This is a genomic window from Burkholderia sp. BCC1977 (assembly GCF_905339595.1).
Lineage (GTDB): Bacteria > Pseudomonadota > Gammaproteobacteria > Burkholderiales > Burkholderiaceae > Burkholderia.
Window position 1 is genome coordinate 87891 of the sequence record NZ_CAJPGQ010000004.1, and the last position, 24391, is coordinate 112281.

Annotated in this window: 23 protein-coding genes; 9 read left to right on the top strand and 14 right to left on the bottom strand. The window is 69.6% G+C overall.

All coding sequences use genetic code 11. From position 1 onward, the window contains the following. Positions 1 to 32: 32 nt before the first annotated feature. The 4 genes from U5771_RS05295 to U5771_RS05310 are packed head-to-tail and all read right to left on the bottom strand — an operon-like array spanning position 33 to position 2814. Positions 33 to 1034, bottom strand: a complete 1002-nt coding sequence (locus U5771_RS05295; protein ID WP_322023003.1) for an HpnL family protein — start codon at positions 1032 to 1034, stop codon at positions 33 to 35. Next, positions 1031 to 1840 (bottom strand): 2OG-Fe(II) oxygenase, encoded by an 810-nt coding sequence (locus U5771_RS05300; RefSeq protein ID WP_322023004.1) that lies wholly within the window; start codon positions 1838 to 1840, stop codon positions 1031 to 1033. Before U5771_RS05300 ends, U5771_RS05295 begins: the two co-directional genes overlap by 4 nt. Beyond that, entirely contained in the window at positions 1837 to 2517 is a 681-nt protein-coding gene (locus tag U5771_RS05305) for a CDP-alcohol phosphatidyltransferase family protein (protein WP_322023005.1), read from the bottom strand. Before U5771_RS05305 ends, U5771_RS05300 begins: the two co-directional genes overlap by 4 nt. Before the next feature lie 36 nt (positions 2518 to 2553). After that, positions 2554 to 2814: a hypothetical protein gene (locus U5771_RS05310; protein WP_322023006.1), complete on the bottom strand. Its 261-nt coding sequence runs from the start codon at positions 2812 to 2814 to the stop codon at positions 2554 to 2556. A gap of 343 nt (positions 2815 to 3157) precedes the next feature. Between U5771_RS05310 and U5771_RS05315 the strand changes: the two genes are divergently transcribed. Further along, positions 3158 to 4672, top strand: a complete 1515-nt coding sequence (locus U5771_RS05315) for an acetyl-CoA hydrolase/transferase family protein (RefSeq protein WP_322023007.1) — start codon at positions 3158 to 3160, stop codon at positions 4670 to 4672. A 37-nt stretch (positions 4673 to 4709) separates the two neighbouring features. On the opposite strand, the gene U5771_RS05320 is transcribed toward U5771_RS05315, so the two are convergent. After that, on the bottom strand, positions 4710 to 6242 hold the full coding sequence (locus U5771_RS05320; protein ID WP_415859389.1) for a DHA2 family efflux MFS transporter permease subunit: 1533 nt from the start codon (positions 6240 to 6242) through the stop codon (positions 4710 to 4712). 134 nt (positions 6243 to 6376) lie between these two features. On the opposite strand from U5771_RS05320, the gene U5771_RS05325 reads away from it, so the two are divergent. Next, a complete protein-coding gene (locus U5771_RS05325; protein ID WP_284893931.1) occupies positions 6377 to 6817 on the top strand; it encodes a MarR family winged helix-turn-helix transcriptional regulator in 441 nt (146 codons plus the stop codon). A gap of 141 nt (positions 6818 to 6958) precedes the next feature. Here U5771_RS05325 and U5771_RS05330 read toward each other — a convergent pair whose 3' ends face one another. Further along, a complete protein-coding gene (locus U5771_RS05330) occupies positions 6959 to 7456 on the bottom strand; it encodes a DUF2938 domain-containing protein (protein WP_322023008.1) in 498 nt (165 codons plus the stop codon). A gap of 134 nt (positions 7457 to 7590) precedes the next feature. On the opposite strand from U5771_RS05330, the gene U5771_RS05335 reads away from it, so the two are divergent. Continuing rightward, on the top strand, positions 7591 to 8016 hold the full coding sequence (locus tag U5771_RS05335) for a helix-turn-helix domain-containing protein (protein WP_322023009.1): 426 nt from the start codon (positions 7591 to 7593) through the stop codon (positions 8014 to 8016). An 86-nt stretch (positions 8017 to 8102) separates the two neighbouring features. Here the strand turns inward: U5771_RS05335 and U5771_RS05340 are convergent, their stop codons facing one another. Next, the gene (locus tag U5771_RS05340) at positions 8103 to 8981 is read right to left on the bottom strand and encodes a helix-hairpin-helix domain-containing protein (RefSeq protein ID WP_322023010.1); all 879 of its coding nucleotides are present in this window, start codon (positions 8979 to 8981) and stop codon (positions 8103 to 8105) included. A gap of 186 nt (positions 8982 to 9167) precedes the next feature. After that, complete coding sequence (locus U5771_RS05345; RefSeq protein ID WP_322023011.1) at positions 9168 to 10718, bottom strand: sigma-70 family RNA polymerase sigma factor; 1551 nt, start codon at positions 10716 to 10718, stop codon at positions 9168 to 9170. 308 nt (positions 10719 to 11026) lie between these two features. Here U5771_RS05345 and U5771_RS05350 point away from each other — a divergent pair, with 308 nt between their 5' ends. Both U5771_RS05350 and U5771_RS05355 read left to right on the top strand, forming a co-directional pair. Then, positions 11027 to 11467, top strand: coding sequence for a hypothetical protein (locus U5771_RS05350; protein ID WP_322023012.1), 441 nt, complete (start codon positions 11027 to 11029; stop codon positions 11465 to 11467). A 33-nt stretch (positions 11468 to 11500) separates the two neighbouring features. Further along, complete coding sequence (locus U5771_RS05355) at positions 11501 to 12304, top strand: SH3 domain-containing protein (protein WP_322023013.1); 804 nt, start codon at positions 11501 to 11503, stop codon at positions 12302 to 12304. Between the two features lie 209 nt (positions 12305 to 12513). Here U5771_RS05355 and ilvD read toward each other — a convergent pair whose 3' ends face one another. The 5 genes from ilvD to U5771_RS05380 form a co-directional block, all read right to left on the bottom strand. Beyond that, the gene (ilvD, locus tag U5771_RS05360) at positions 12514 to 14373 is read right to left on the bottom strand and encodes a dihydroxy-acid dehydratase (RefSeq protein ID WP_322023014.1); all 1860 of its coding nucleotides are present in this window, start codon (positions 14371 to 14373) and stop codon (positions 12514 to 12516) included. Between the two features lie 253 nt (positions 14374 to 14626). Next, the gene (locus U5771_RS05365; RefSeq protein WP_322023015.1) at positions 14627 to 15649 is read right to left on the bottom strand and encodes an Ldh family oxidoreductase; all 1023 of its coding nucleotides are present in this window, start codon (positions 15647 to 15649) and stop codon (positions 14627 to 14629) included. Beyond that, entirely contained in the window at positions 15642 to 17234 is a 1593-nt protein-coding gene (locus U5771_RS05370) for an aldehyde dehydrogenase (NADP(+)) (protein WP_322023016.1), read from the bottom strand. Before U5771_RS05370 ends, U5771_RS05365 begins: the two co-directional genes overlap by 8 nt. Positions 17235 to 17305: 71 nt before the next feature. After that, positions 17306 to 18931 carry an APC family permease gene (locus U5771_RS05375; RefSeq protein WP_322023017.1) on the bottom strand — a complete coding sequence of 542 codons (1626 nt, stop codon included), beginning with the start codon at positions 18929 to 18931 and terminating at the stop codon, positions 17306 to 17308. Between the two features lie 233 nt (positions 18932 to 19164). After that, positions 19165 to 19296 (bottom strand): hypothetical protein, encoded by a 132-nt coding sequence (locus U5771_RS05380; RefSeq protein WP_322023018.1) that lies wholly within the window; start codon positions 19294 to 19296, stop codon positions 19165 to 19167. A 248-nt stretch (positions 19297 to 19544) separates the two neighbouring features. On the opposite strand from U5771_RS05380, the gene U5771_RS05385 reads away from it, so the two are divergent. From U5771_RS05385 to U5771_RS05400, 4 genes are all read left to right on the top strand, one after another. Beyond that, the gene (locus U5771_RS05385) at positions 19545 to 20477 is read left to right on the top strand and encodes a 4-hydroxyproline epimerase (protein WP_322023147.1); all 933 of its coding nucleotides are present in this window, start codon (positions 19545 to 19547) and stop codon (positions 20475 to 20477) included. Continuing rightward, the gene (locus U5771_RS05390) at positions 20474 to 21601 is read left to right on the top strand and encodes an FAD-dependent oxidoreductase (protein ID WP_322023019.1); all 1128 of its coding nucleotides are present in this window, start codon (positions 20474 to 20476) and stop codon (positions 21599 to 21601) included. Before U5771_RS05385 ends, U5771_RS05390 begins: the two co-directional genes overlap by 4 nt. Before the next feature lie 162 nt (positions 21602 to 21763). After that, a complete protein-coding gene (locus tag U5771_RS05395) occupies positions 21764 to 21997 on the top strand; it encodes a (2Fe-2S)-binding protein (protein ID WP_124662608.1) in 234 nt (77 codons plus the stop codon). Then, the gene (locus U5771_RS05400; protein ID WP_322023020.1) at positions 21994 to 23262 is read left to right on the top strand and encodes an FAD/NAD(P)-binding oxidoreductase; all 1269 of its coding nucleotides are present in this window, start codon (positions 21994 to 21996) and stop codon (positions 23260 to 23262) included. The genes U5771_RS05395 and U5771_RS05400 overlap by 4 nt, the downstream gene beginning before the upstream one ends. Positions 23263 to 23308: 46 nt before the next feature. On the opposite strand, the gene U5771_RS05405 is transcribed toward U5771_RS05400, so the two are convergent. Next, positions 23309 to 24253 (bottom strand): LysR substrate-binding domain-containing protein, encoded by a 945-nt coding sequence (locus U5771_RS05405; RefSeq protein ID WP_322023021.1) that lies wholly within the window; start codon positions 24251 to 24253, stop codon positions 23309 to 23311. Positions 24254 to 24391: the final 138 nt, after the last annotated feature.

Sequence of the window (24391 nt, forward strand, 5' to 3'; positions counted from 1 at the left end):
TCTCCAACCAAAAAGCCGGCGGATCTGAACGATCAGTCGGCGAGCGGCTGCGGCGCACGGCGCCGCTGCCAGTTTCTTTCACTGAAATGCAGATAGAGCAGGCCGGGCAGGCCGAGCGCGAGTTCGCGCGCGCGCTTCGCGAGCGACAGCGCGAGCGCCGCGTCGGGCGGCAGGCCGACCAGCGGGGCGAGCAGCAGGTAACCGCCTTCCTGTGCGCCGAGCGAGCCCGGGATCGCGAATGCCGCACCGCGGATCGCCTGGCCGACGCTCTCGAGCAGCAGCGCGTCGAGCCAGCTGACCGGGTGCCCGAGGAAGTGCAGCGCGAGCCACACTTCGGCGGTGCCGACGATCCAGCCGGCGAGGCTCAATGCGAAGGTCTTCGCGACCTTCGCGCGATCGCGGTACAGCGCGCCGACCGCGTCGTCGATCGCGTCCGCGCGGGTCGCCAGCGACGACCAGTCGCGCGGGCCGAGCAGCTTCGACGCGAGACGCAGCCCGCGGCCGAACAGCCCGCGCCGCTGCGCCGCATAGAACGCGACGGCGAGGGCGCCGAGCACGCCGGTGGCGATCAGCGCCGGCGTGCGCAGGTGAGCGACCGACTCGTGCGTCGCATAAAGGCTGAACGTGGCGATGCCGATCAGCGCGAACGCCATCTGCGCGAGCGCCTGCATCGTCGTGCTGACGGTGACCGCGGCGGCCGCATCGGCCATCCGCGTGCCGCGCTGCGCGAGGTGGCGCACCATCAGCACCGGGCCGCCGATCTGCCCGGCGGGCAGCAGGCTGTTCACCGATTCGCCGACCCAGCGCGCGCGCAGCGCGTTGCCGAGTTCGGCGCCCGGCTGGCCGCGGCGGAACATCACCGAGATCGCGAGCGCGTCGATCACGAGCGGGACGACGTGAAATGCCGCGACGAGCGCGAGGCCCCAGCCGGCCGCGAGGAATGTCGACGCGACCGCGCCGACGCCCTGCCACGCGAGCAGGGCGACGAACAGTGCCGTTCCGAGGGACAGCAGGATCAGGCCGGCGCGTGTCATGACCCGGTCGACCGTCGCGTGGCCAGCTGCTTGAACACCTGGCGGAAACCGAAATACGCGATCGCGTCCTTCATGTTCGAGATGAAGCGCTTCCACGGCCGCATGCCGGGGTTGGTCACGTATTCGAAAGTGAGCGACACGCGCGTTTCGTTCTGGCCGAGCGGCGTGATGCGATGGCGCAGCTTGTCGCCGTCGAACAGTACGATGCCGCCGTCGGCGATCTGCACGGAGCCCGGTTCGTCGGGCACGTCCGGATTGCGCGTATGCAGCTCGTAGTCGAGCCGGCACGACGACTCGTCGATCACGCCGATCAGCAGCGTGTAGCGGCGGCCGTCGTAATACGACGTGTCGTAGTGCCAGCCGATGTGGTCGCCCGGCTTCGTGTAGTAGTACAGCGCGTACGCATGCGGATCGTCGTCCGGCGACAGCATCAGCTTGTCGCCGGTGATCTTCTCGAGAAAGCAGATCAGCGCCTTCGAGCGATACAGCTCGGCGATGTACGGTGCCTGCTCGTCGATCGTGTGCCGGCTCACGCTGCCGCCCTGCTTGTGGCCGGGCAGGTAATTGCGGTTCAGGCCGGTCTGCATCGCGCGGGCGGCGGCCGCGAGCTTCGCGTGCGCGTCGGACGGCAGGAATGCGTCGAGATACAGGAACGAGCCCTGGCGCGTGTAGTTGCCGCGCAGGCGGTCGAGGTCGAGACGGCCGACGCAGTCGGCCACGGTGCGATCGGGATCGGCCGCTGCCGCGCGCGCAGGCGCGGGGCGTGCCGGGCTCAGCACGGAGTCGTCGCGCGTGCTAGGAGTCATTTGGAGGCCTGGATTTCGGTAGGGTTCTGCGGAACGGTGCCGCGGCGGACGATCCGCCACCAGTCGATCACGACCCACGCGGCGAACAGCGGAGCGCCGATCGACGCCGCGAGCAGGAACGGCTGGACGCCGTCGACGAGCGTCACGATCGGCAGCAGGTAGAGCACGTCTTCGGTCTCGAAGCCGCCGGCGAACGCCTGCTTGGTGCCGGCCTTGCCGGCGAACGATTCGATGCGCATGCGCAGGAAGAAGATCAGCGCGACGGCTGCGCCGGCCACCGCGCCGAGCAGCACCGGCGACGCGGCCATCTGGCCGCCCTGGGCGACGATGCCGAGGCCCATGCTGACGAACAGCGCGACCGTCACGAGCGCGTCGGCCGCGAGGTCGTAAAAGTGACCGATCTTGCTGGACTTGCCGCTGATGCGCGCGAGTTCGCCGTCGGTGTGGTCGACGAAGTTCGACAGCACGATCAGGAATGCCCCCGCGTTGCTCCAGCCGAAGCCGCCTTGCGCCAAGCACCAGGCACCGGCGAGGCCGATCAGCAGACGAAGGGTAGTGAGGTGATTCGGGGTGACGGGCGTGTCGATCAGCGGTCGGACAAGCGAGCGCGCGAGCCGCGCATCCCAGGTGCGTGGCAGGGGCGGTTCGGAGCGTGTGGCGGTTTTTCTTTGGTCCATCGGCGAAATATATACGGAATTGTAATTTGTTGCTTTTTATTCGATCAATGTCCTGACATACGGGAGTGTTACCGCGTAATCCGGACATCGGCCGGTTGCAAACCGGATGCGCGAAACCGCGTTCGCGCAGGCGGGCCTCACCTGATCCAGTGTGGTTCGCATCGCGCGGCTGTCAAGGGCGGACGGGCCTTGCACGCGGGTCCGGCGGCGCTTCGTGCACGCGGACGGCTTGATGTGCATCAGGCCGGAAAAAGTGGTGTCGGGCGACAATCGGCCGCGGCGATCGTTGATCGGCATCGCATGCGGATTCCTCGTGTTCACGTGATCAATTCCGAAAGGTGCCGGTCGATTGACGTTCATCCGTTCGTAATCCGCGTGCGGCAAATTGGCAGTCCGCTTTCGCGCACCTTTCGAGTGCATTCGATGCGCTGGCGCGCCTGTCACAGAACGGCCGTGCGATACCCGGCGCATTCAGCAAGTATCTTTTGCATGCAACGGACATTTCGCGGCGATGGCCTCTGCGATACTCCGACCGTGCCCGTGGTGCCGGGCCGCCCCTCGCGGCCCCAAGGGCTTCGCGTCGCTCAGGAGACACCCCCCCGCGACGTCAACGACAGACCCAAGCGTCAGATAACCAGCCATGTCTTCTTCACGCATCCTCGCTCCCGCCCTGCGTTCGCTCGTCCGCACCGCCGACGAAGCCGCCGCGCTGATCCGTCCCGGCATGACCGTCGCCATGAGCGGCTTCACCGGCTCCGGCTATCCGAAGGCCGTGCCGGCCGCGCTCGCCGCCCACATCGACGCGGCCCACGCGCGCGGCGAGGACTTCCGGATCAACGTGCTGACCGGCGCATCGACCGCGCCGGAACTCGACGGCGCGCTGGCCCGCACCAACGGCATCTCGATGCGCCTGCCGTACCAGTCCGACCCGACGCTGCGCGACAAGATCAACAACGGCGAAGTCGACTACCAGGACGTTCACCTGAGCCACGTCGCGCAATACGCATGGTTCGGGCTGTATGGCGACCTCGACGTCGCGATCGTCGAAGTCGCGGGCATTCGCGAGGACGGGCTGCTGATTCCGTCCGCATCGATCGGCAACAACAAGACGTGGCTCGAGCAGGCGAAGCACGTGATCCTCGAAGTCAACGCGCGCCAGCCGCTCGGCCTCGACGGGATGCACGACGTCTATTACGGCACCGCGCTGCCGCCGCACCGCAAGCCGATTCCGCTGACGAAAAGCGACGACCGGATCGGCGAGCCGTACCTGCGCTGCCCGGCCGACAAGATCGTCGCGATCGTCGAGACCGACGCGCCGGACCGCAGCAACGCGTTTTCCGCACCGGACGCCACGTCGAAGCAGATCGCGCTGCAACTGATCGACTTCCTGCGCCACGAAGTGAAGCGCGGCCGCCTGCCGGAAAACCTGCTGCCGCTGCAGTCGGGCGTCGGCAACATCACCAACGCGGTGCTTGCGGAACTCAGCTCGGCCGGCTTCTCGAACCTGACCGCGTATACCGAAGTGATCCAGGACGGCATGCTCGACCTGCTCGACGACGGCACGCTGAGCTTCGCGTCGGCCACGGCGCTGTCGCTGAGCCCGGCCGCCGTGCAGCGCTTCGCGGACGAGATCGCGACGTTCCGCGAAAAGATCCTGCTGCGTCCGCAGGAGATCAGCAACCATCCGGAGCTCGTGCGCCGCCTCGGCTGCATCGCGATGAACGGGATGATCGAGGCCGACATCTACGGCAACGTGAACTCGACGCACGTGATGGGCACCAAGATCCAGAACGGCATCGGCGGCTCGGGCGACTTCGCGCGCAACGGCTACCTGTCGTGCTTCATGTCGGCCAGCACCGCGAAGGGCGGCGCGATCTCGCGGATCGTGCCGATGGCGAGCCACGTCGACCATACCGAGCACGACGTCGCGGTGGTCGTCACCGAGCAGGGGCTCGCCGATCTGCGCGGCCTGTCGCCGAAGCAGCGTGCGCGCAAGGTCATCGCGACCTGCGCGCATCCCGACTACCGGCCGATGCTCGAGGACTACTTCGAGCGCGCGTCGCGCGAGAGCTTCGGCAAGCACACGCCGCACCTGCTCGCCGAGGCGCTGTCGTGGCACGAGCGCTACGTGCGCACCGGGACGATGAAGGTCTGACGTTTCGGCCTGCGACGGGCGGGCGCCCGTCGCATCGTCAATCCATCGCCGCGTGCGCGACGTCGACGCTCGCCGTTTTCTGAGACGGGCGGATCAGCAGCAACAGCGGGATTATCAGCAGCGTCGCGACGAACATCAGCTTGAAGTCGTTCAGGTACGCGATCATCGCGGCCTGCTGGTTGATCGTACGGTCGAGCAGCGCGATGTCGATGTGGCTGCCGGCCATCGCCTGCACCGCCGGGTCGAACGGCGTGATGTGGGTCGCGAGGTCGGCATGCGCGACCTGCGTGTTGCGCGTCATCAGCGTCTGCACGATCGAGATGCCGATACTGCTGCCGATGTTGCGCATCAGGCTGTAGGTCGCCGTGCCGTCCGCGCGCAGCTCGGGCTGCAGCGTCGAGAACGACAGCGCGCTCAGCGGCACGAACACGAGCCCCAGCCCGAAGCCCTGGACCACCCCCGGCCACACGATGTCCGCCTCGGACAGCACGATCGTGTACTGCATCATCTGCCACAGCGCGAGCGCGGAAATCGCCAGCCCGGCGAACAGCAGCGCACGCGCGTCCACGTATTTCAGCAATCGCCCGGCGAACAGCATCGCGATCATCGTGCCCGCGCCGCTCGGCGCGGTGACGAGGCCCGTCGTCGCGACGGGGTAACCCATCAGGTTCTGCAGCATCGGCGGCAACAGCGCGCGCGTCGCGTACAGCACCGCGCCGACGACGAAGATGAACAGCGTGCCGGTCGCGAAATTCGGGTCCCGCAGCAGCTCCGACTTGAAGAACGATGCCTTGCCGGCGGTCGCCGTATGCACGAGGAAGAACGCGAAGCTCAGTGCCGCGACGAGCGCCTCGATGCGGATTTCGTACGAGCCGAACCAGTCGAGCTGTTCGCCGCGGTCGAGCATCGCCTGGAACGCGCCGATCGCGAGCGCGAGCGTCGCGAAGCCGAACGCGTCGAATTTCACGTGCGGGCGCGCCGCGCGCGCGGGCAGGAAGGTCAGCACGCCGGCCAGCGCGAACGCGCCGATCGGCACGTTGATGAAGAACACCCAGCGCCAGTTGTAGCTGTCGGTGAGCCAGCCGCCGAGCGTCGGGCCGAGGATCGGGCCGACCATCACGCCCATCCCCCAGATCGCCATCGCCTGGCCCTGTTTCTCGCGCGGGTTGATGTCGAGCAGGATCGACTGCGACAGCGGCACCAGCGCGGCGCCGAACACGCCCTGCAGCAGCCGCGCGCCGACGATCTGCACGAGCGACTCGGACAGCCCGCACAGCGCGGACGCGATCGTGAAGCCCGCGATCGAGATCGTCAGCAGCCGTTTCATGCTGAGCCTGTCGGACAGCCAGCCGGTGAGCGGCGTCGCGATCGCCGCGGCGACGATGTAGGAGGTCAGCACCCAGGTGATCTCGTCCTGCGACGCGGACAGCGCGCCCTGCATGTGCGGCAGCGCGACGTTCGCGATCGTGCTGTCGAGCGTCTGGATCAGCGTCGCGAGCATGATCGACAGGGTCAGCATCGGCCGATTGAGGGCGGGCGGCGAGGCGGGGGCGTCGGCGGGGGGATTCAAGCGGGTGTCTCCGTGGGGCGGTCGCCGTAGGCGGCGATCCGGTATCACTCGAATTATAAGCACGCTTATTATAGCTGTGCTCATCGCCTGGCCCGAGCCGCGGGTGATTCGCGGCCTGCCCCTATAATCGCCGCATGGACAAGACTTACGAGAACCGGATCGGCTACCTGATTTCCGACGTGGCCCGCCTGCAGGGACGCCTGTTCGACCGGCGCGCGAAGCGCATCGGGCTGACGCGCGCGCAAAGCCGCGTGCTCGCGTACCTGACGTGGAAGGGCGAGATGAATCAGGCGAGGCTCGCGGAATGGCTCGAGATCACGCCGATCTCGCTGACGCGGCTGCTCGACCGGATGGAAAGCTGCGGGTGGATCGAACGCATCGCGAACGACGACGATCGCCGTGCGTTCGTGATCCGGCTGACCGACAAGTCGCGCGACATCTTTCCGCAGATGCTGGAAGTGGGCGACACCGTCACCGACGACGGGCTGCGCGGCTTCACGCGCGACGAGCGCGACACGCTCGTGCGCCTGCTCGGGCGCGTACGCCACAACCTGATCGACAGCGGCGGCGAATGACGCGGGCGCCGGTTCGGTGCCGCTGAATCGACCGGCAGCAGCGGGGCGGCTGCGGCAACGGCGGGGTGGTCCGGCGTGGTCCGGCGTGACCCAATGCGGCGCGGTTTTCGCGGGTCCGGCCGGCTGTCGCGATGCGCTGCGCTAACGATCCAGCATCGCGAGTCCGAGCGCCGTCAGATAGAGTCCGATCCCGAACACCAGATGCGTGACGATGCTGCGCCGGCGCGCGACGCCCGGCTGCGGCGTGCGCGATGCGGCGATACCGAACCCGAACGCCGGCTGCATCACGAAGAACGGCGCGGCGACGCTCGCGAGGCCCGCGACGAGCGCGGGCACGAGCGTCGGCGCACCGACCCAGTCCGTTCCCGCGATCGCGACGGGCAGTGTCGCGAACGCGATGCCGATCGCGTAATGCGCGATCCAGCCGACCACGCGTTCGCCCGGCACGGGCGGCGCGGCGACGATCGACGCATGCCGGAACCGGCCGTTCGTCATGTGGCCGAGCCAGCGGCCGACCAGCGCGTAATCGAGCGACGGAATCCTGAATACCTTGCGCCGCAGCAGCGCCCACAGGTCCGTCACGAGCGTCGCGCCCGCGCCGATCAGCAGGATGCGCAACAGGAAGTCGGCGGAGGTCATCGTGTGCCTCCGGGGCGAACGGTCGCGGCAGGGCGGTGCGACGCGAGACGAGTCGGTGGGGTCATGGCGGTCCAGGCTTGTGTCGAAGGAGTCGAGCGGCTATCTTGCAACTTCAAGTTCACTTGAGGTCAAGCATGGGCCGTCTGGACATCGCCGATGTCGCGCGCCGCTCGGGATTGCCCGCGTCGACGCTGCGTTACTACGAAGAAAAGGGATTGATCGTGCCGAACGGCCGTCACGGGCTGCGGCGGCAGTACGACGAGTCGGTGCTGGAGCGCCTGGCGCTGATCGCGCTCGGCCGCGAGGCGGGCTTTTCGCTCGACGACATCCTCGCGATGTTCGGCGCGGACGGCCGGCCCGCGATCGACCGCGCGAAACTCGACGACAAGGCCGACGAGCTCGACCGTACGATCCGCCGTCTCGGTGCGGTGCGCGATGCGTTGCGGCATGCGGCCGCGTGCCCGGCGCCGAGCCACCTCGAGTGTCCGTCGTTCCGCAAGCTGCTGCGTATCGCGGCGCATCGTCATCCGGTGCGCCGCACGAAGACGGAAGGCGCGTAAGCGGTCAAGCGGTTCGGTTTGCCGGAACGTGGCGCTCGAGCGGGCGGCAGGGCGGCCGTATCGCGGCGGCCAGCGCCCCGCGCGCATCATCCCGTGTAATACACGCGGCACTCCATCTCGCGTCCGCGCACGATGCGCTTGCCGACGAGCGAGCCGAGCGTTTCGGTGACGACCGTCCTCTGGTACTCGCATTGCAACGCATCGTAGAAGTAGAGCGCGACCCAGTCCGCGGTGCGGGCGGATTCCTGCGGGCGCACGGGATACGGGCACAGCGCGGTGAAATGCCAGCCGCCCTTCGTCATGTGCATCACGGGCGGCTGGACGCTCACGTCCGCGTTCAGCCGACGCGACACGAGCGTGGGCAGGATGCCGGCGGCGGCCTTGTTGCGGTACAGGCGGTCGATGTAAAGCAGCAGTTCGACCGGCGGCTCCGTGCCGAGATCGGCGTCGCGTGCGTGGCCCTGCCAGCGCCGGCGCCGGCTCAGCACGTCGTCGAGCGCCGTGCGGATGCCGGCCGCGCGACGCGGGCCGACGCCCGCGATCGCTTCGAGCTGGCCGCTGCGGGCCGCGCGTTCGAGATCCTCGAGCGTATCGATGTGCAACTGGTCGTGAATCCGCAGCGCGAGCGCGCGGCCGATGCCCGGCACGGCTTCGAATGCGGACGCGCGCTCCGCGTCGCCGCGCAGCCGGTCGAGCTGGCGCCAGCGTCCGGTCACCAGCAGTTCGGCGATCGCCTGAGCGACGCCCGTGCCGATCTCCGGCAGTGCACCGAGCGCATCGACGCCGCCCGCGTCGAACCGTGTGCGGATGCCGTCTTCGAGCGACGCGATCGTGTCGGCCGACGCGCGGTAGGCGGCAACCCGATAAGGATTCGCCCCCTGGTCGGCAAGCAACTGCGCGGCTTCGCGCAGGCAGGCCGCGATTTGCCGGTTTTCCTCGTGTGTCTGGCCGATGGTCGTTTGCATGGTGCGGAGCCCGAAGGTGTGCAAACGGAATGGACACGGCGGGTCACGCGCCGGTCCACGTTTTATTTCAGCATATTGTCATGGCAAGCAGCGAACAAAACTTGACGTGCGTCAATGGCAAACGTTGCACAGGCGGAACCGGGCCGCGCGCGTTCGTGCCGGGCTGCGGCACGAACGCGCGATTCGTCACGCGTCGAGGAACGACTGCGCGCCCTCCGCCTCCGCGGCCGTGCGCAGCGCGGCGAGCGCGCGCTTCTCGATCTGCCGCACGCGTTCGCGCGACATGCCTGCGTCCTGCGCGATCGCGTCGTAGGTGTCGGGCTCGGCACCGCCGAGGCCGAACCGCCGGCGCAGCACGTCGGCCTCGGCCGGCGTGACCGAGCGCAGCAGCGACGTCACGCATTCGCGCATGCGCGTGTCCGCCAGCCGCTCGAACGGGCTCGCCGACGCCTGGTCCTCGATCAGGTCGACGAGGCCGGTGTCCGCGTCGGGCAGCGGCGTGTCGAGCGACAACGGCTCGGCAGGCAGCGCGAGCACCGCGCGCAGCTTGTCCTCGGCGAGCCCGGTTTCAGCCGCGAGTTCGGCCGGGGTCGCACGCCGGCCCGTGCGCTGGCGGAAGCGCAGCGCGTGCCGATGCACGCGCTGGTACTGGTCGCCGACGTGCACGGGCACGCGGATCGTGCGTGAGCGGTCGGCCACCGCGCGCGCGACGGCCTGCCGGATCCACCAGGTCGCGTAGGTCGAGAACTTGAAGCCGCGCCGGTATTCGAACTTCTCGATCGCGCGCATCAGGCCGAGGCAGCCGTCCTGCACGAGGTCGGGCAGGTCGACGCCGCGGTTCATGTACTTGCGCGCGATCGACAGCACGAGCCGCAGGTTCGCCTCGAGCATCGCGCGCGTACCGTCGCGCACCTTCTGCTGGCCGTCGCTCAGCGCGGCGCCGAGCGCACGCCGCGCGACCGTGTCGAAGCACGCGGCGTCGGTGCCTGCGGTGGCGTCCGTCGCGGCGGCGAGTGCGCGCAACACGCGGCTGGCGTCGTCGACGGCCGGTGCAACCCACGCGAGCGAACCGAGCAGCGCGGCCAGGCGGTTGCGCGCGTCGCGGTAGTCGGCCGAGCGGGAGCCCTGCGCGTGCAATGCGCCGCGCACGGCCGCTACCGCGTCCTGCAGCGTGTCGTAGTGCGCAGGAGCCGGCGTGTCGCCTTCGCCGTCGTCGACGCCATCGCCTTCGTTGGCGGCCGCGCCGGTTGCACCCATTGCTGCGCCATGGCGCGCGAGCAGCGCCTCGACGGCCGCCGGACAGCCGGCGAGCGCGTGCAGGATCTGATGGCGACCCGTTTCGATCTCGCGGGCAAGCACGATTTCGTCCTCGCGCTTGAGCAGCGGCACCGCATGGATGCGCCGCAAGTAGAGCGCGAGCGGATCGGTCGAGGCACGGGTGCCGTGGGCGAGATCGCCGAGCAGCGCGCGGCCCTCGTCGAGCGCGTCGCGATCGACGTCGACCGGCGCCGCGCCCGCGAACGGCGCCGGCGCGGCCGGCTCGTCGAGCACGGCGATGCCGATGTCCGCGAGCGCGGCGCGCACGACGTCCAGCGCGTCGGGGCTGTCGCTTTCCGGCGGCAGCGCGTCGACGAGGTCGGCGTGCGTCAGATAACCCTGTTCGCCGGCAAGCGCCAGCAGCTGGATGATCGGATCGAGGGGCGTGTCCGCCCGAAGCGTGGGGCGCGGCGTAGTCATGTCGATGGCGGCGTGAGCCGCGTTCCTGTCTGGGCGGGCCGAAGCCCGCGGGTTTCAGGCCGCCGGGGGCCGCGAACGCCCGTCCGCGCCGGCCAGCCTGACTCGATATTCAAGGTGAGGGCATTTGCGCCAACTTCAACGCCGGCGCGGCTGACGCGCGAGCATGCGACATGCCCGCGCGGTCCCGGCCCTGCATTCGTTGCCGGAAACAAAAAGTAACCGATCAAACCCGCGGAAATATGCAGGGGACGTAAGCTAGAGTCAGGCGCGCGCCACGCGGCGATGCGCGGATTCCAGCGGAGCATGAAATGAACCCGATTCCCGCCGCGAGGCTTGCCGTCATGGCGCTGGCCATGCTCGCGCTGAGCGGTTGTTATTACACGGGCCCCTACCCGTACGGCTATGCGCCGTATTACGCACCCGTGCCTGCCACGATGTCGCAGCGCGAGATCCCGGTAGCGCCGGCAAATGCCGGGCCGGTCGTCCCGTCGACCCCCGCGGTGCCGGCCGTGCCGCCGCCGGCGGACGATTACGCCGACGCGCCGGCTCCCGTCTATGCCGCACCGGCCTATGTGCCTTACCCGGCCTACTATCCCGCGTACTACCCGGGCTGGTACGGGCCGCCCGTCACGATCGGCCTCGGCTTCTGGGGGCATTGGGGCGGCGGCTACCGGGGCGGATACTGGCACCGTCCGTGGGGCGGCGGCCACTGGGGCGGTGGACATTGGGGCGGGGGCCATCGACATTGACCGACGCGCGGCGGCACCGCGCGGGAGAGCAACATGAGCAACACGATCATCCGAAGTCTGTGCGTCGTCCTGTTCGGCATCGCCGCGATACCGGGCATCGCCGACGCGCAAAGCAGCGCCTACACGAACTCCGGGGCCGAAATCTATGCGGGGCCGGCACCCGATTATCCGGTCGTCGCGGAGGTTCCGCCCGGCACCGCGCTGGACGTGCTCGGCTGCCTCAGCGACTACGCGTGGTGCGACGTCGCGCTGCCGGGCGTGCGCGGCTGGATCGACGCGGAGCAGCTCGACTATCCGTACCAGGGCAATTACGTGCCGCTGCTCGAGTACGGCGCGATCATCGGCGTGCCGGTGACCGGGTTCGCGATCGGCGCGTACTGGGATCGCTACTATCGCCACCGGCCATGGTTTCACGATCGCGACCGCTGGGAGCGTCGCGCCGAGCCGCGCGTCGGCCCCGGCGGGATGCCGCCCGGCTACGGGCACCCGCAGCCGGGCGGGCCGATGCAGCGCACACCGGGCGCCGCGGCACCGGCCCAGCATGATGCACGACCGTCGGCCACGCGCGGCGGCTGGAACGGCCCGAACCGCGCGCCGGCGCCGCAGGCCGCGCCCGCGCCCGTGCCGATGCCCGGCGCAGGCGGCAATGCCCGCCAGCCGGCGCCGCCGCAGCAGCAGCAGCCCGCACCGAGCGGTGGCGCGGCCCGGATGATGGTGCCGCCGACGCATCAGGGCGGCGGCGGTTACGGCGGCGCACGGCCGCAAGGCGGTGGAAACGGCGGCGGGAACCGCGGCGGTGGCGGCGGTGGGGGCAGCAGCGACGAGTATCGTCGTTGACCGACTGACGGCACCGGTGTCGCGGCGCTCGGCCGGCGCCGGACGAAAAACCAATCGGTCGGCTCGCTCACCGCGCCCCTGCAAGCCTGTTCCTGAAAAAAACGAAACCCCACGCTCCGAAAAACGTGGGGTTCGTCAGCAGTCGGAAGCCGCTCCGGAGAGCGGCTTCCGATCAAGGCGGGCGGGCCGGTCGTACTGCCCGCCCGGCGTCAGTCGTCGAGCAGCGACAGGTCGCGCACGGCGCCCTTGTCGGCCGACATCACCAGCTTCGCATAGGCCCTCAGCGCCGCGGACACCTTGCGCGGGCGCGGTTGCGCCGGCTTCCAGCCCTTCGCGTTCTGCTCTTCGCGGCGGCGGGCGAGTTCCTCGTCCGACACCAGCACGTCGATCGTGCGGTTCGGGATGTCGATGCGGATCTTGTCGCCGTCGCGCACGAGGCCGATCGCGCCGCCTGCCGCCGCTTCCGGCGAGCAATGACCGATCGACAGGCCCGACGTGCCGCCCGAGAAGCGGCCGTCCGTCAGCAGCGCGCATGCCTTGCCGAGGCCCTTCGACTTGATGTAGCTGGTCGGATACAGCATTTCCTGCATGCCGGGGCCGCCCTTCGGGCCTTCGTAGCGCACGATCACCACGTCGCCGGCCTTGACCTTGTCGTTCAGGATGTTCTCCACCGCTTCGTCCTGCGACTCGGTCACATGCGCCGAGCCCTCGAACACGAGGATGCTTTCATCGACGCCGGCCGTCTTCACCACGCAACCGTCGAGCGCGATGTTGCCGGTCAGCACGGCCAGGCCGCCTTCCTTCGAGAACGCGTGCTCGTACGAGCGGATGCAGCCTTCGGCGCGGTCGAGGTCGAGGCTCGGCCAGCGCGTGTCCTGGCTGAACGCAACCTGCGTCGGGACCCCGGCCGGGCCGGCCAGGTAGAACCTGCGGACCGCTTCGTCTTCCGTTCGGACGATGTCCCACTGGTCGAGCGCATCCTTCAGCGTCGGCGCATGCACGGTCGGCACGTCGGTGTGCAGCTTGCCGGCGCGGTCGAGCTCGCCGAGGATCGCCATGATGCCGCCCGCGCGGTGCACGTCCTCGATGTGGTACTTGTTCGTGTTCGGCGCGACCTTGCACAGCTGCGGCACGATGCGCGACAGGCGATCGATGTCCTTCATCGTGAAGTCGATGCCGGCTTCCCGCGCGATCGCCAGCAGGTGCAGGATCGTGTTGGTCGAACCGCCCATCGCGATGTCGAGCGTCATCGCGTTCTCGAACGCCTTGAAGCCGACCGAGCGCGGCAGCACGCGCATGTCGTCCTGCTCGTAGTGCTGGCGGGTCAGCTCGACGATGCGGCGGCCGGCGCGCTTGAACAGTTGCTCGCGATCGGCGTGCGTCGCGACGACCGTGCCGTTGCCGGGCAGCGACAGGCCGAGCGCTTCGGTCAGGCAGTTCATCGAGTTCGCGGTGAACATGCCCGAGCACGAACCGCAGGTCGGGCACGCCGAGCGTTCGACTTCGGCGACGTCGGCATCCGAATACGACTGGTCGGCCGCGATCACCATCGCGTCGACGAGGTCGAGCTTCTTCAGTTCGACGGTCTTGGTGACCGGGTTCGCGAGACGCGTCTTGCCGGCTTCCATCGGGCCGCCCGACACGAAGATCACCGGGATGTCGAGGCGCATCGCGGCCATCAGCATCCCCGGCGTGATCTTGTCGCAGTTCGAGATGCACACCATCGCGTCCGCGCAGTGCGCGTTCACCATGTATTCGACCGAGTCGGCGATGATGTCGCGGCTCGGCAGCGAGTAGAGCATGCCGTCATGGCCCATCGCGATGCCGTCGTCGACGGCGATCGTGTTGAATTCCTTCGCGACGCCGCCGGCGGCCTCGATCTCGCGCGCGACGAGCTGGCCGAGATCCTTCAGGTGCACGTGCCCGGGCACGAACTGCGTGAACGAGTTGACGACGGCGATGATCGGCTTCGAGAAATCGTCGTCTTTCATGCCGGTGGCGCGCCACAGCGAGCGCGCACCTGCCATGTTGCGGCCGGCGGTGGAGGTTTTGGAACGGTATGTGGGCATGGTGATGGCTGAAGAAATATCGCGGAAAAGGGTGGAGGCACGGGAATAAAGGCCTCTCGCGCGCCCGTGCGAACAACCTCTTGAGCTGCGCCCTGGGCAAACCCGACGATTATCCCACAGCCGCCGGGCGTGCGGCGCCCGCGGGGGCGGGCGGTGCGCCGGGCAGGGCGCGTGGAGGCCAGCGCCGGCCGCACCGGGCGGCGGCTTCATCGTCAGTCCTGCCGGCGATGAAGCCGCGTCCCGCGATCGCGCGTCAGTCGAGCAGCGCCAGGATTTCGTCGTACAGCGCCTTCGGAATCCGCACGCCGTGCGCGCTGCTGCGCGCGCGCGCGTCGAAGCGCCGCTGCGACGGCAGCCGCGCGCCTTGCCCGGTGATCGACGCGAACATCCGCTCGCCGCGCGCGAGGCCCGCGTCGAGATCGTCGCCGAGGAACACCTTCGGGTCGAACGCGATCACGAGTTCGCCATGGCACGGCGTCGCGCCGACGCCTTCGTCGAAATCCATCGATTCCTGGCTCGTCATGTCGCCGATCAGCGCGCCGCCGAGCAGCTCGACCATCGCCGCGAGCGCCGAACCCTTGTGGCCGCCGAAGGTCCGCATCGCACCCTGCAGCGCGGCTTTCGGATCGGTGGTCGGCTGGCCGTCGGCATCGATCGCCCAGTGCGGCGGGATCGCCTTGCCCTGTTTCGCGTGCAGCTCGATGTCGCCGCGCGCGATCGCGCTGGTCGCGAAATCGAACACGAACGGCACGCCGTCCGGGCGCGGCCACGCGAACGCGATCGGGTTGGTGCCGAACACCGGTTCGCGGCCACCTTCCGGCGCGACCCAGCTGTGGCTCGGGTTCATCGCGATGCCGGCGAGCCCCTCGGCGGCGATCGCCTCGACCTCGGGCCACAGCGCCGAGAAGTGGTAGCAGTGGTTGATCGCCATCGCGGCGATCCCGTGCTGCTTCGCCATCTCGACGAGCACGGGGAGGCCGGTTTCGAAGCTCAGCAGCGAGAAGCCGCGATGCGCGTCGACCGCGACGATCGACGACGACAGCCGGCGCAGCGTCGGCACGGCCTGCGGGTCGACCTTGCCCTTCTTCAGCGAGCGCACGCACACGAGCAGCCGGTACATGCCGTGCGAGTGGCACTCGTCGCGCTGGCCCTGCGTGATCACGTTCGCGATCGCCCGCGCGTGCGCATCGGACATCCCGTGGTGCGTCAGCACCCGCAGCGCGAGTGCGTGCACCTCATCGAGCGACAGGACGATATCGGCGAGCGGCTCAGACATCGCGCGCTTCCCGCGGCGCGGGCGCGCCGTCGATGCGTTGCGGCACGTTCAGCGGGTTGCCGTTGCGGATGGCGTCGGGCAGCAGCGCGTCCGGCACGTCCTGGTACGACACGGGTCGCAGGAAACGCTCGATCGCGCGTGCGCCGACCGACGTCGTGCGCGTGTCGGACGTGGCCGGGAACGGGCCGCCGTGCACCATCGCATGACCGACCTCGACGCCCGTGCCGAAGCCGTTGACGAGAATGCGGCCGGCCTTGCGCTCGAGCGTCGGGCGCAGCGTGGCGAACAGCGCGGCGTCGCCGTCGGCGAGATGCGCGGCGATCGTCAGCTGGCCTTCGAGCGACTTCAGCACGCGATGCAGCGTGTCGGCATCCGGGCAGCGCACGATCAGCGACGCGGGGCCGAACACTTCGTCACGCAGTTCGGGGTGGGCGATGAACGCGTCCGCCGACGTCGCGAACAGCGCGGCGCGTGCCTGGTAGCGGCCGCCTTCCACACCTTGCGCCAGCAACTCGACCGCGTCGTGCGCGCGCAGGGCGGCCACGCCTTGTGCATAGCTCGCGTGGATGTGCGGCGTCAGCATCGTTTGCGCGGCGGTTGCCTGCACGGCGGTGGCCGCCGCGGCTTCGAACGCGCGCAGCGCGGGGCCGTCGACCGCGAGCACGAGGCCCGGGTTCGTGCAGAACTGGCCGGCGCCGAGGGCGAGCGATCCGACGAACTGCGGCGCGATCGCGTCGTGGCGCGCGTCGAGTGCGGCCGGGAACAACAGCACCGGGTTGATCGAGCTCATCTCCGCATAGACCGGAATCGGCTCGTGGCGCGCGGCCGCGATGTTCATCAGCGCGACGCCGCCGCGGCGCGAGCCGGTGAAACCGACCGCCTTGATGCGCGGATCGGCGACGAGCGCCTGGCCGATTTCACGCGATGCGTCGAACAGCAGCGAGAATACGCCGGCCGGCAGCCCGCATTCGCGCACGGCCTGCTGGATCGCGCGGCCGACGAGTTCGGACGTGCCCGGGTGCGCGGAGTGCGCCTTGACGATCACCGGGCAGCCGGCCGCGAGTGCCGATGCCGTATCGCCGCCCGCGACCGAGAACGCGAGCGGGAAGTTCGACGCGCCGAACACGGCGACCGGTCCGATCGCGACGTTGCGCAGGCGCAGGTCGACGCGCGGCAGCGGCTTGCGGTCCGGGCGCGCCGGATCGATGCGCGCATCGACGTAAGCGCCGTCGCGCACCAGCGACGCGAACAGCGCGAGCTGGCCGACCGTGCGGCCGCGTTCGCCTTCGATGCGTGCGCGCGGCAGGCCGGTTTCGGTGACGCAGCGTTCGATCAGGTCGTCGCCGAGCGCCATGATGTTGCGGCCGATCGCGTCGAGAAACGCGGCGCGTTGCTCGGGGCTCGTTTCGCGGTACGTGTCGAATGCTTCGTCGGCAAGCGCGCAGGCCGTCTCCAGGTCGTGCAGGTTCGCGCCGCCGAATGCGGGTTCGAGCGGTTCGCCGGTCGCGGCGGCGATCGCGTGAAGGGTGCCGTTCTGTCCGGCGATGGCCGACTGGCCGATCAGGAGCTGACCTGTGAGTTGCATGGTTCTTCCTCGGAAAATGCGGGGCCGGGCGTGGTGCGCCCGGCCGGAGTGGAAAGGGGAAAGCGGGTGCGTCAGTCTTCGTCGTCTTCGAGCTGCAGCTTGTCGGACCGGATGCCGGTGTTGGCGCCCCAGTAGAAGATGACGAGCGCGACGGCCGCGACGACGACCGTGTCGTACGGGTGCGCGAGCTGGCCCGTGCCGCCGAAGCCGCCGAAGTACGACAGCACGATCATGGCCGCGTAGAACGCGATCAGCCACGCGGACGAACGGACCTGCTCGGCGAGGCTCAGGTGCGCGGTCGGCACCCAGCGGCGGCATGCGAGATAGATCACGAACATCACGATCTGCAGGCCGAGCAGCCAGGACACCGTGCTCCAGCCCGACCAGTAGACGATCAGCGCGGCGATCACGAACGACGCGGGGCCGGTGATGCCGAACGCCACCGCGCGGAACGGTCGCGGCAGGTCGGGTGCGGTGCGGCGCAGCGCGGCGACCGACACGGGCGCGACCGCATAGCTCAGCACGAGCGCGGCCGACACGATGTTGATCAGCGCTTCCCACGACGGGAACGGCATGGTCCAGAAGATCGCGAGGCCGAACGTGAGCCACAGGCCCGCACGCGGGATGCCGGATGCTTCGTCGACGCGCGTGAACACCTTGAAGAACGTGCCCGTCTTCGCCCAGCCGTACACGACGCGCGGCGTCGCGTTCATGTAGATGTTGCCGCAGCCGCTCGGCGAGATCATCGCGTCGGCCACCACCATCACCGCGAGCCAGCCCACGCCGAGCGCGAGCGCGATGTCGCGGTACGGCAGCGAGAAGGCCTTGCTGACGTCATGCCAGCCGGCGGCGAGCATGTCGGTCGGAATGCTGCCGATGAACGCGAGCTGCAGCAGCACGTAGATCAGCGTGGACAGCAGGATCGACAGGATCAGCGCGATCGGGATCGTGCGCTGCGGATTGCGCACTTCGCTCGCGACCGACACGATCGGCGTGAGGCCCAGGTACGCGAAGATGATGCCGCCGGCCGACACGGCCATCTCGATGCCCGGCATGCCGAACGGCGCGAAGCCGTGCAGGGTCAGGTTGGCGGGCTTGAAGAACGTGAACAGCACCGCGATCACCGACAGCGGCACGATGAACTTGAAGATGCTGATGATGTTGTTCGCCTTCGCGAACGTCTTCACGCTCGAATAGTTCAGGTAAAAGAAGAAGCACAGCAGCGCGGCCTGCAGAAGCCAGCCGAGCGTCGTCGGGTCGCTCGATCCGGCTTTCGTGAGGCCGGGGAACCACGCGGCCGCATACTGGCGCGCGGCGACCACTTCGATCGCGATCAGGCTCGAGAACGCGATCAGCGTGATGAAGCCCATCAGGTAGCCGAGCAGCGGGCCGTGCGAGAACACCGGGTAGCGGACCACACCGCCCGCGCGCGGCAGCGCGGCGCCGAGCTCGCAGTAGACGATGCCGAGCAGCAGCACCGCGAAGCCGCCGAGCAGCCACGAGAAGATGCCGGCCGGGCCGGCGATCGTCGACACGTGACTCGCGGCGAACAGCCACCCCGAACCGAAAATCGCACCGAGGCCGATGAATGTCAGGTCGGTCAGCGACAGTTGCTTCTTGAACTTGCCGTGACCGCCGTCGGCGGGCACGGAACGGGAAAGCGGGACGGACGGGTGTGTGTTGCCTTGGCCTGGCATGGGTTTGTCTCCTGGGAAATATCGGGGCAGGTGTGGCTTGCGCCGCGCTCCGACGGAGCAGCGGCGCACACCTGCCGGCCGGCATGCGACCGGTTCGAACGACCGGGGCGGGCCGGGGACCGTTCGTGCGCGGCGCGGGTTGGCGCCGCAGCGAACGGCCCGTGCGGGCCATGCCGGACCGGAAGTGGCGATGCGACGGGGGGGAGGCCGTTGCACCGCCGGGGGGAAATCGGTCAGCGCGGTCGGCGGTTCGCCCGGTTCTGTTCGGCGCGGTGCGCGGCGTCGAAAGCGATGGAAGCGCCCGGTGCGAACCGGTTGCTGATGGCGGGGAAAATTCCGGTCCGCTGGATGGCGTTTCGGCTCACTGCAATCTCCTGCTTCGTATCGGTCGGCGACAGGCGCGTCGACGTGCAACCAGTATCGCCGTGCAAACACCCATCACGCTTGAGTCGTATCGCGGAGCAAAATGACGAAATCGGCACAGTGGCCGGAGGGGCCGCGAACGGCGCTCCGCACTATGCCGATTTCGTCGCCGTCCTCATCGAAAAGCCACAAGCGGACGGACGCGTGACGGAGGAAGCTATGCTCCTTTCCCCACTTCGGACGGCTCATGATGAAGCGCATCCAGATCATCGATTCGCACACGGGCGGCGAACCCACGCGGCTCGTCGTGTCCGGTTTCCCCTCGCTCGGCAACGGCACGATGGCCGAGCGCCGCGACGTGCTCGCGCGCGAGCATGATCGCTATCGCACCGCGTGCATTCTCGAGCCGCGCGGCAGCGATGTGCTGGTCGGCGCGCTGCTGTGCGAACCCGTGTCGCCGGAGGCGGCGGCCGGCGTGATCTTCTTCAACAACAGCGGTTACCTCGGGATGTGCGGGCACGGCACGATCGGCGTCGTGCGCACGCTGCATCACATGGGCCGCATCGAGCCGGGCGTGCACCGGATCGAAACGCCGGTCGGCACCGTCGAGGCAACGCTGCATGACGACCTGTCGGTCAGCGTGCGCAACGTGCTCGCGTACCGTCATGCGAAGGCTGTCGCCGTCGACGTGCCGGGTTACGGCCCCGTGAAGGGCGACATCGCGTGGGGCGGCAACTGGTTCTTCCTGATCAGCGATCACGGCCAGCGCGTGGCCGGCGACAACGTCGCGGCGCTGACCGCGTATTCGTCTGCGGTGCGCGCCGGGCTCGAGCGCGCGGGCATCACCGGCGCGAACGGCGGCGAGATCGACCATATCGAACTGTTCGCGGACGATCCCGAGCACGACAGCCGCAGCTTCGTGCTGTGCCCGGGCCATGCGTACGACCGTTCGCCGTGCGGCACCGGCACGAGCGCGAAGCTCGCGTGCCTCGCGGCCGACGGCAAGCTCGAACCGGGCGTCGTGTGGCGGCAGGCGAGCGTGATCGGCAGCGTGTTCCAGGCGAGCTATGCGGCGGCCGACGGCGGCATCGTGCCGACGATCCGCGGCAGCGCGCACCTGAGCGCGGAGGCGACGCTGCTGATCGAGGAAGACGATCCGTTCGGCTGGGGCATCGTGTCGTGAGCGAGACCCGGACCGACGTCGTCGTGATCGGCGCCGGCATCGTCGGCGCGGCGTGTGCGCATGAACTCGCGCAGCGCGGGCTGCGCGTGCTCGTCGTCGACGACGCGAGCGGCGGGGCAACCGGCGCCGGCATGGGGCACCTCGTCGCGATGGACGACAACGCGGCCGAGCTCGCGCTGAGCCATTACTCGATCGAACTGTGGCGCGCGCTCGCCGGCGAGATGCCGGAAGGCTGCGCGTACCGCAACTGCGGCACGCTGTGGCTCGCGGCCGATGCGCACGAGAGGGATCTCGCGCGCACCAAGCAGGCGACCCTCGCCGCGCATGGCGTGGCGGGCGAGCTGATCGACGCGGCGACGCTCGCGCAACTCGAGCCGATGCTGCGTGCCGGCCTCGGCGGCGCGCTGAAGATTCCCGGCGACGCGATTCTCTATGCGCCCGTCGCCGCGAGCTGGCTGTTGCAGCGCGCGCCGGGCATCACGTTGCGGCGCGATCGCGCGGTGGCGGTCGACGGCCCGAGCGTGACGCTCGCGAGCGGCGACACGCTGCGTGCGGAACGCGTCGTCGTCGCGAACGGCGTCGCCGCGCGCACGCTGTTGCCCGAGTTGCCGCTGCGCCCGAAGAAGGGCCATCTGCTGATCACCGACCGCTATCCGGGCCAGGTGTCGCACCAACTCGTCGAGCTGGGCTATGCGGCGAGCGCGCATGCGAGCGACGGCACGTCGGTCGCGTTCAACGTGCAGCCGCGGCCGACCGGCCAGCTGCTGATCGGCTCGTCGCGCCAGTTCGACACCGAGGACGCGCGCATCGAGCCGCCGGTCCTCGCGCGCATGCTGCGCCGCGCGGCCGGCTACCTGCCGGACCTGGCCGACCTGAACGGGATTCGCGCGTGGACGGGCTTCCGTTCCGCGAGCCCCGACGGTCTGCCGCTGCTCGGCGAACATCCGGCGCGGCCGGGCGTGTGGCTCGCGGTCGGGCACGAAGGGCTCGGCGTGACGACCGCACCGGGCAGTGCGCGGCTCGTCGCCGCATTGATGAACGGCGAACGGCCGCCCATCGACATCGAACCGTATTTGCCGGGACGTTTCCTGACGACGTCCCCCGTAGCTGGAGCGCTGACATGAAACGACCCCCACGCGCACTTCGTTCGCTGCCCCCCGCGGGGGCGGTCAGCCTCCTTGGGGCGGCCCGGCGGAGGCTGATATGAAACGACCCCCACGCTCACTTCGTTCGCTGCCCCCCGCGGGGGCGGTCAGCCCCCTTGGGGCGGCCCGGCGGAGGCTGACATGATCATTCATCTGGACGGCCGCGCGCTGACGGTGGCCGACGGTGCGACCGTCGCGGCCGCCATCTCGGCGAGCGGCGACGACACGACGCGCGTGTCGTGCACGGGTGCGGCGCGCGCGCCGTTTTGCGGTATGGGCATCTGCCAGGAGTGCAGGATGACGATCGACGGCCGCCGCCGTCTGGCCTGCCAGACGCTGTGCCGCGACGGGATGCGGGTGGAGCGTACGCGATGAAACAGGAACGACTGAGCGTCGACGTCGCGATCGTCGGCGCGGGCCCGGCCGGGCTGTCGGCCGCGCGGGCCGCCGCACGAAGCGGTGCGACGGTCGCGATCGTCGACGACAACCCGCGCGCGGGCGGGCAGATCTGGCGCCAGGCGGCCGCCGCGACGCCGGTGCCAGCCGCGGCGGAGCGCCTCGCCGTGCTGCGTCAGCCGAACGTCACGCATCTCGCGGCCACGCGCATCGTCGCCGAAACGCAGCCGGGCACGCTGCTGCTCGAGGACGACGAGCGCGGCTTCCTGCTCGAATTCCGCACGCTGATCGTGTGCTGCGGCGCGCGCGAGTTGCTGCTGCCGTTCCCGGGCTGGACGCTGCCGGGCGTGACCGGCGCGGGTGGCCTGCAGGCGCTGATCAAGTACGGCCTCGACGTGCGCGGGCAGCGCACCGTGATCGCCGGCAGCGGCCCGCTGCTGCTCGCGAGCGCGGCGACGGCCCGTCAGGCCGGCGCGCAGGTGTCGCATGTGCTCGAACAGGCGGCGTGGAGCGATGTGGCCGGCTTTGGCGTGGGGCTGTGGCGCTGGCCGTCGAAACTCGCGCAGGCCACGAAGCTCGTCACGGCCGCCTACCGGCCCAATGCATACGTCGTCGAAGCATTCGGCGACACGCGGCTCGAACGCGTGCGGATCCGGCAGGGCGAACGCGAGTTCGAGGTCGACTGCGACCGGCTCGCGTGCGGCTTCGGTCTCGTGCCGAACACCGTGCTGCCGAGCCACCTCGGCTGCCGGATCGAGAACGGCGCGGTCGTGGTCGACGCACACCAGCGCACGAGCCGCGACGGCTGTTTCGCGGCGGGCGAGTGCACGGGTGTCGGCGGCAGCGAACTGGCGATGGTCGAAGGCGAGATCGCCGGCTACGCGGCCACCGGGCAGACGGCGCCGCTGGCCGCGCTGGTGGCGCAGCGCGCGCACTGGCAGGCGTTCGCGGATGCGGTGCGCGAACGCTTCGCGATTCGCGAGCCGATCCGCCGGCTCGCGCGGCCCGATACGCTGCTGTGCCGTTGCGAGGACGTGCGTTTCGACGCGGTCGCGCCGGCGCCGGGCTGGACGGCCGCGAAGCTGCAGACACGCTGCGGGATGGGTGCATGCCAGGGCCGCGTGTGCGGCGCGGCCGCGCAGGCGCTGTTCGGCTGGACGCCGCCGGTGCCGCGCACGCCGCTCGTGCCCGCGCGGGTCGGCACGCTGATGCTGGACGACACGGCGTCCTGCGACGGCGCCTGACTCGCCACGGTGAAGCGGCGCGGTTCGCGCCGGGCCGCTTCGCCGCTCATTCCACCTTCACTTTCTCCCATCCGCCCACCTGCGGCGCCGCACAGGCACGCAGGCACTCGATCGCGGCCGCCACGGCCGCGCGATTCGCGCTGTCCGGATGCCAGTAGATCGACACCGCACCCTGGCCCTCGAGCCGCATCGGCAGGATGCGGATCGCGTTCAATTGCTCGAAACGCCGCGCGGCACGATGCGACGCGACGCCGAGCAGGTCGGTGTTGTTCAGCAGCGTGAGGTTCAGGATCGACGAATTCGATTCGACGCAGTGCGGCGGCTGCACGCGGCCGGCGGCCGTCAGCGCGACCTGCAGCGCGTTGTGCACGGGCGTGCCGGACGGCCAGACGATCCATGAGTAGCCCAGCACCTCGTCCCAACCGACGGATGCCGCGCCGACGAGCGGGTGATCGGGCCGCGCGACGAACACCACCGGATCGACGTACAGCGCTTCGGCATGCAGGTGCGGATCGACGGACGCTGAGCCGGAACGGCCGACGACGATGTCCAGCTCGCCGCGCGCGAGCTGCGGCATCAGCTGGTTCATCGTGCTCTCCGCGAGCCGCACCTGCGCGCGCGGCATCCGCTTCAGCAACTGCGACACCGCGAGCGGCACCGTATCGGCGGCCGCGACGCCCGACGTGCCGATCGTGACCAGGCCGCTGCCGCCTTCGCGCAGCGCGGCCATGTCGTCACGCGCGACGTCGAGCTGCGCCTCGACGCGGCGTGCATGCTCGATCAGCGCGTCTCCGTAGGCGGTCGGCCGCAAGCCGCGGGCGTGCCGCTCGAACAGCGGCAGCCCGACATCCTCTTCGAGTTCCTTCAGCCATTTCGACAGCGCCGGCTGGGTGGTCGCGAGCGCAGCCGCCGACTGGCTCAGGTTGCCCGTGCTGGCCAGGCTCAGCAGGACCTGCAGGTGCCGCAATCGCAGCCGGTGGGTCCAGTCCATCGCATGCTCCGTGTCGAAAGGTATATCCAGAATTATATGGATTAGATGATTTCACCATTTTACCGGGTATGTCTGCGTCGCCTATAAATGCGCTAACGGACTGCGGCACGCGGTCCCCGACCCGACACAGCGCCGACC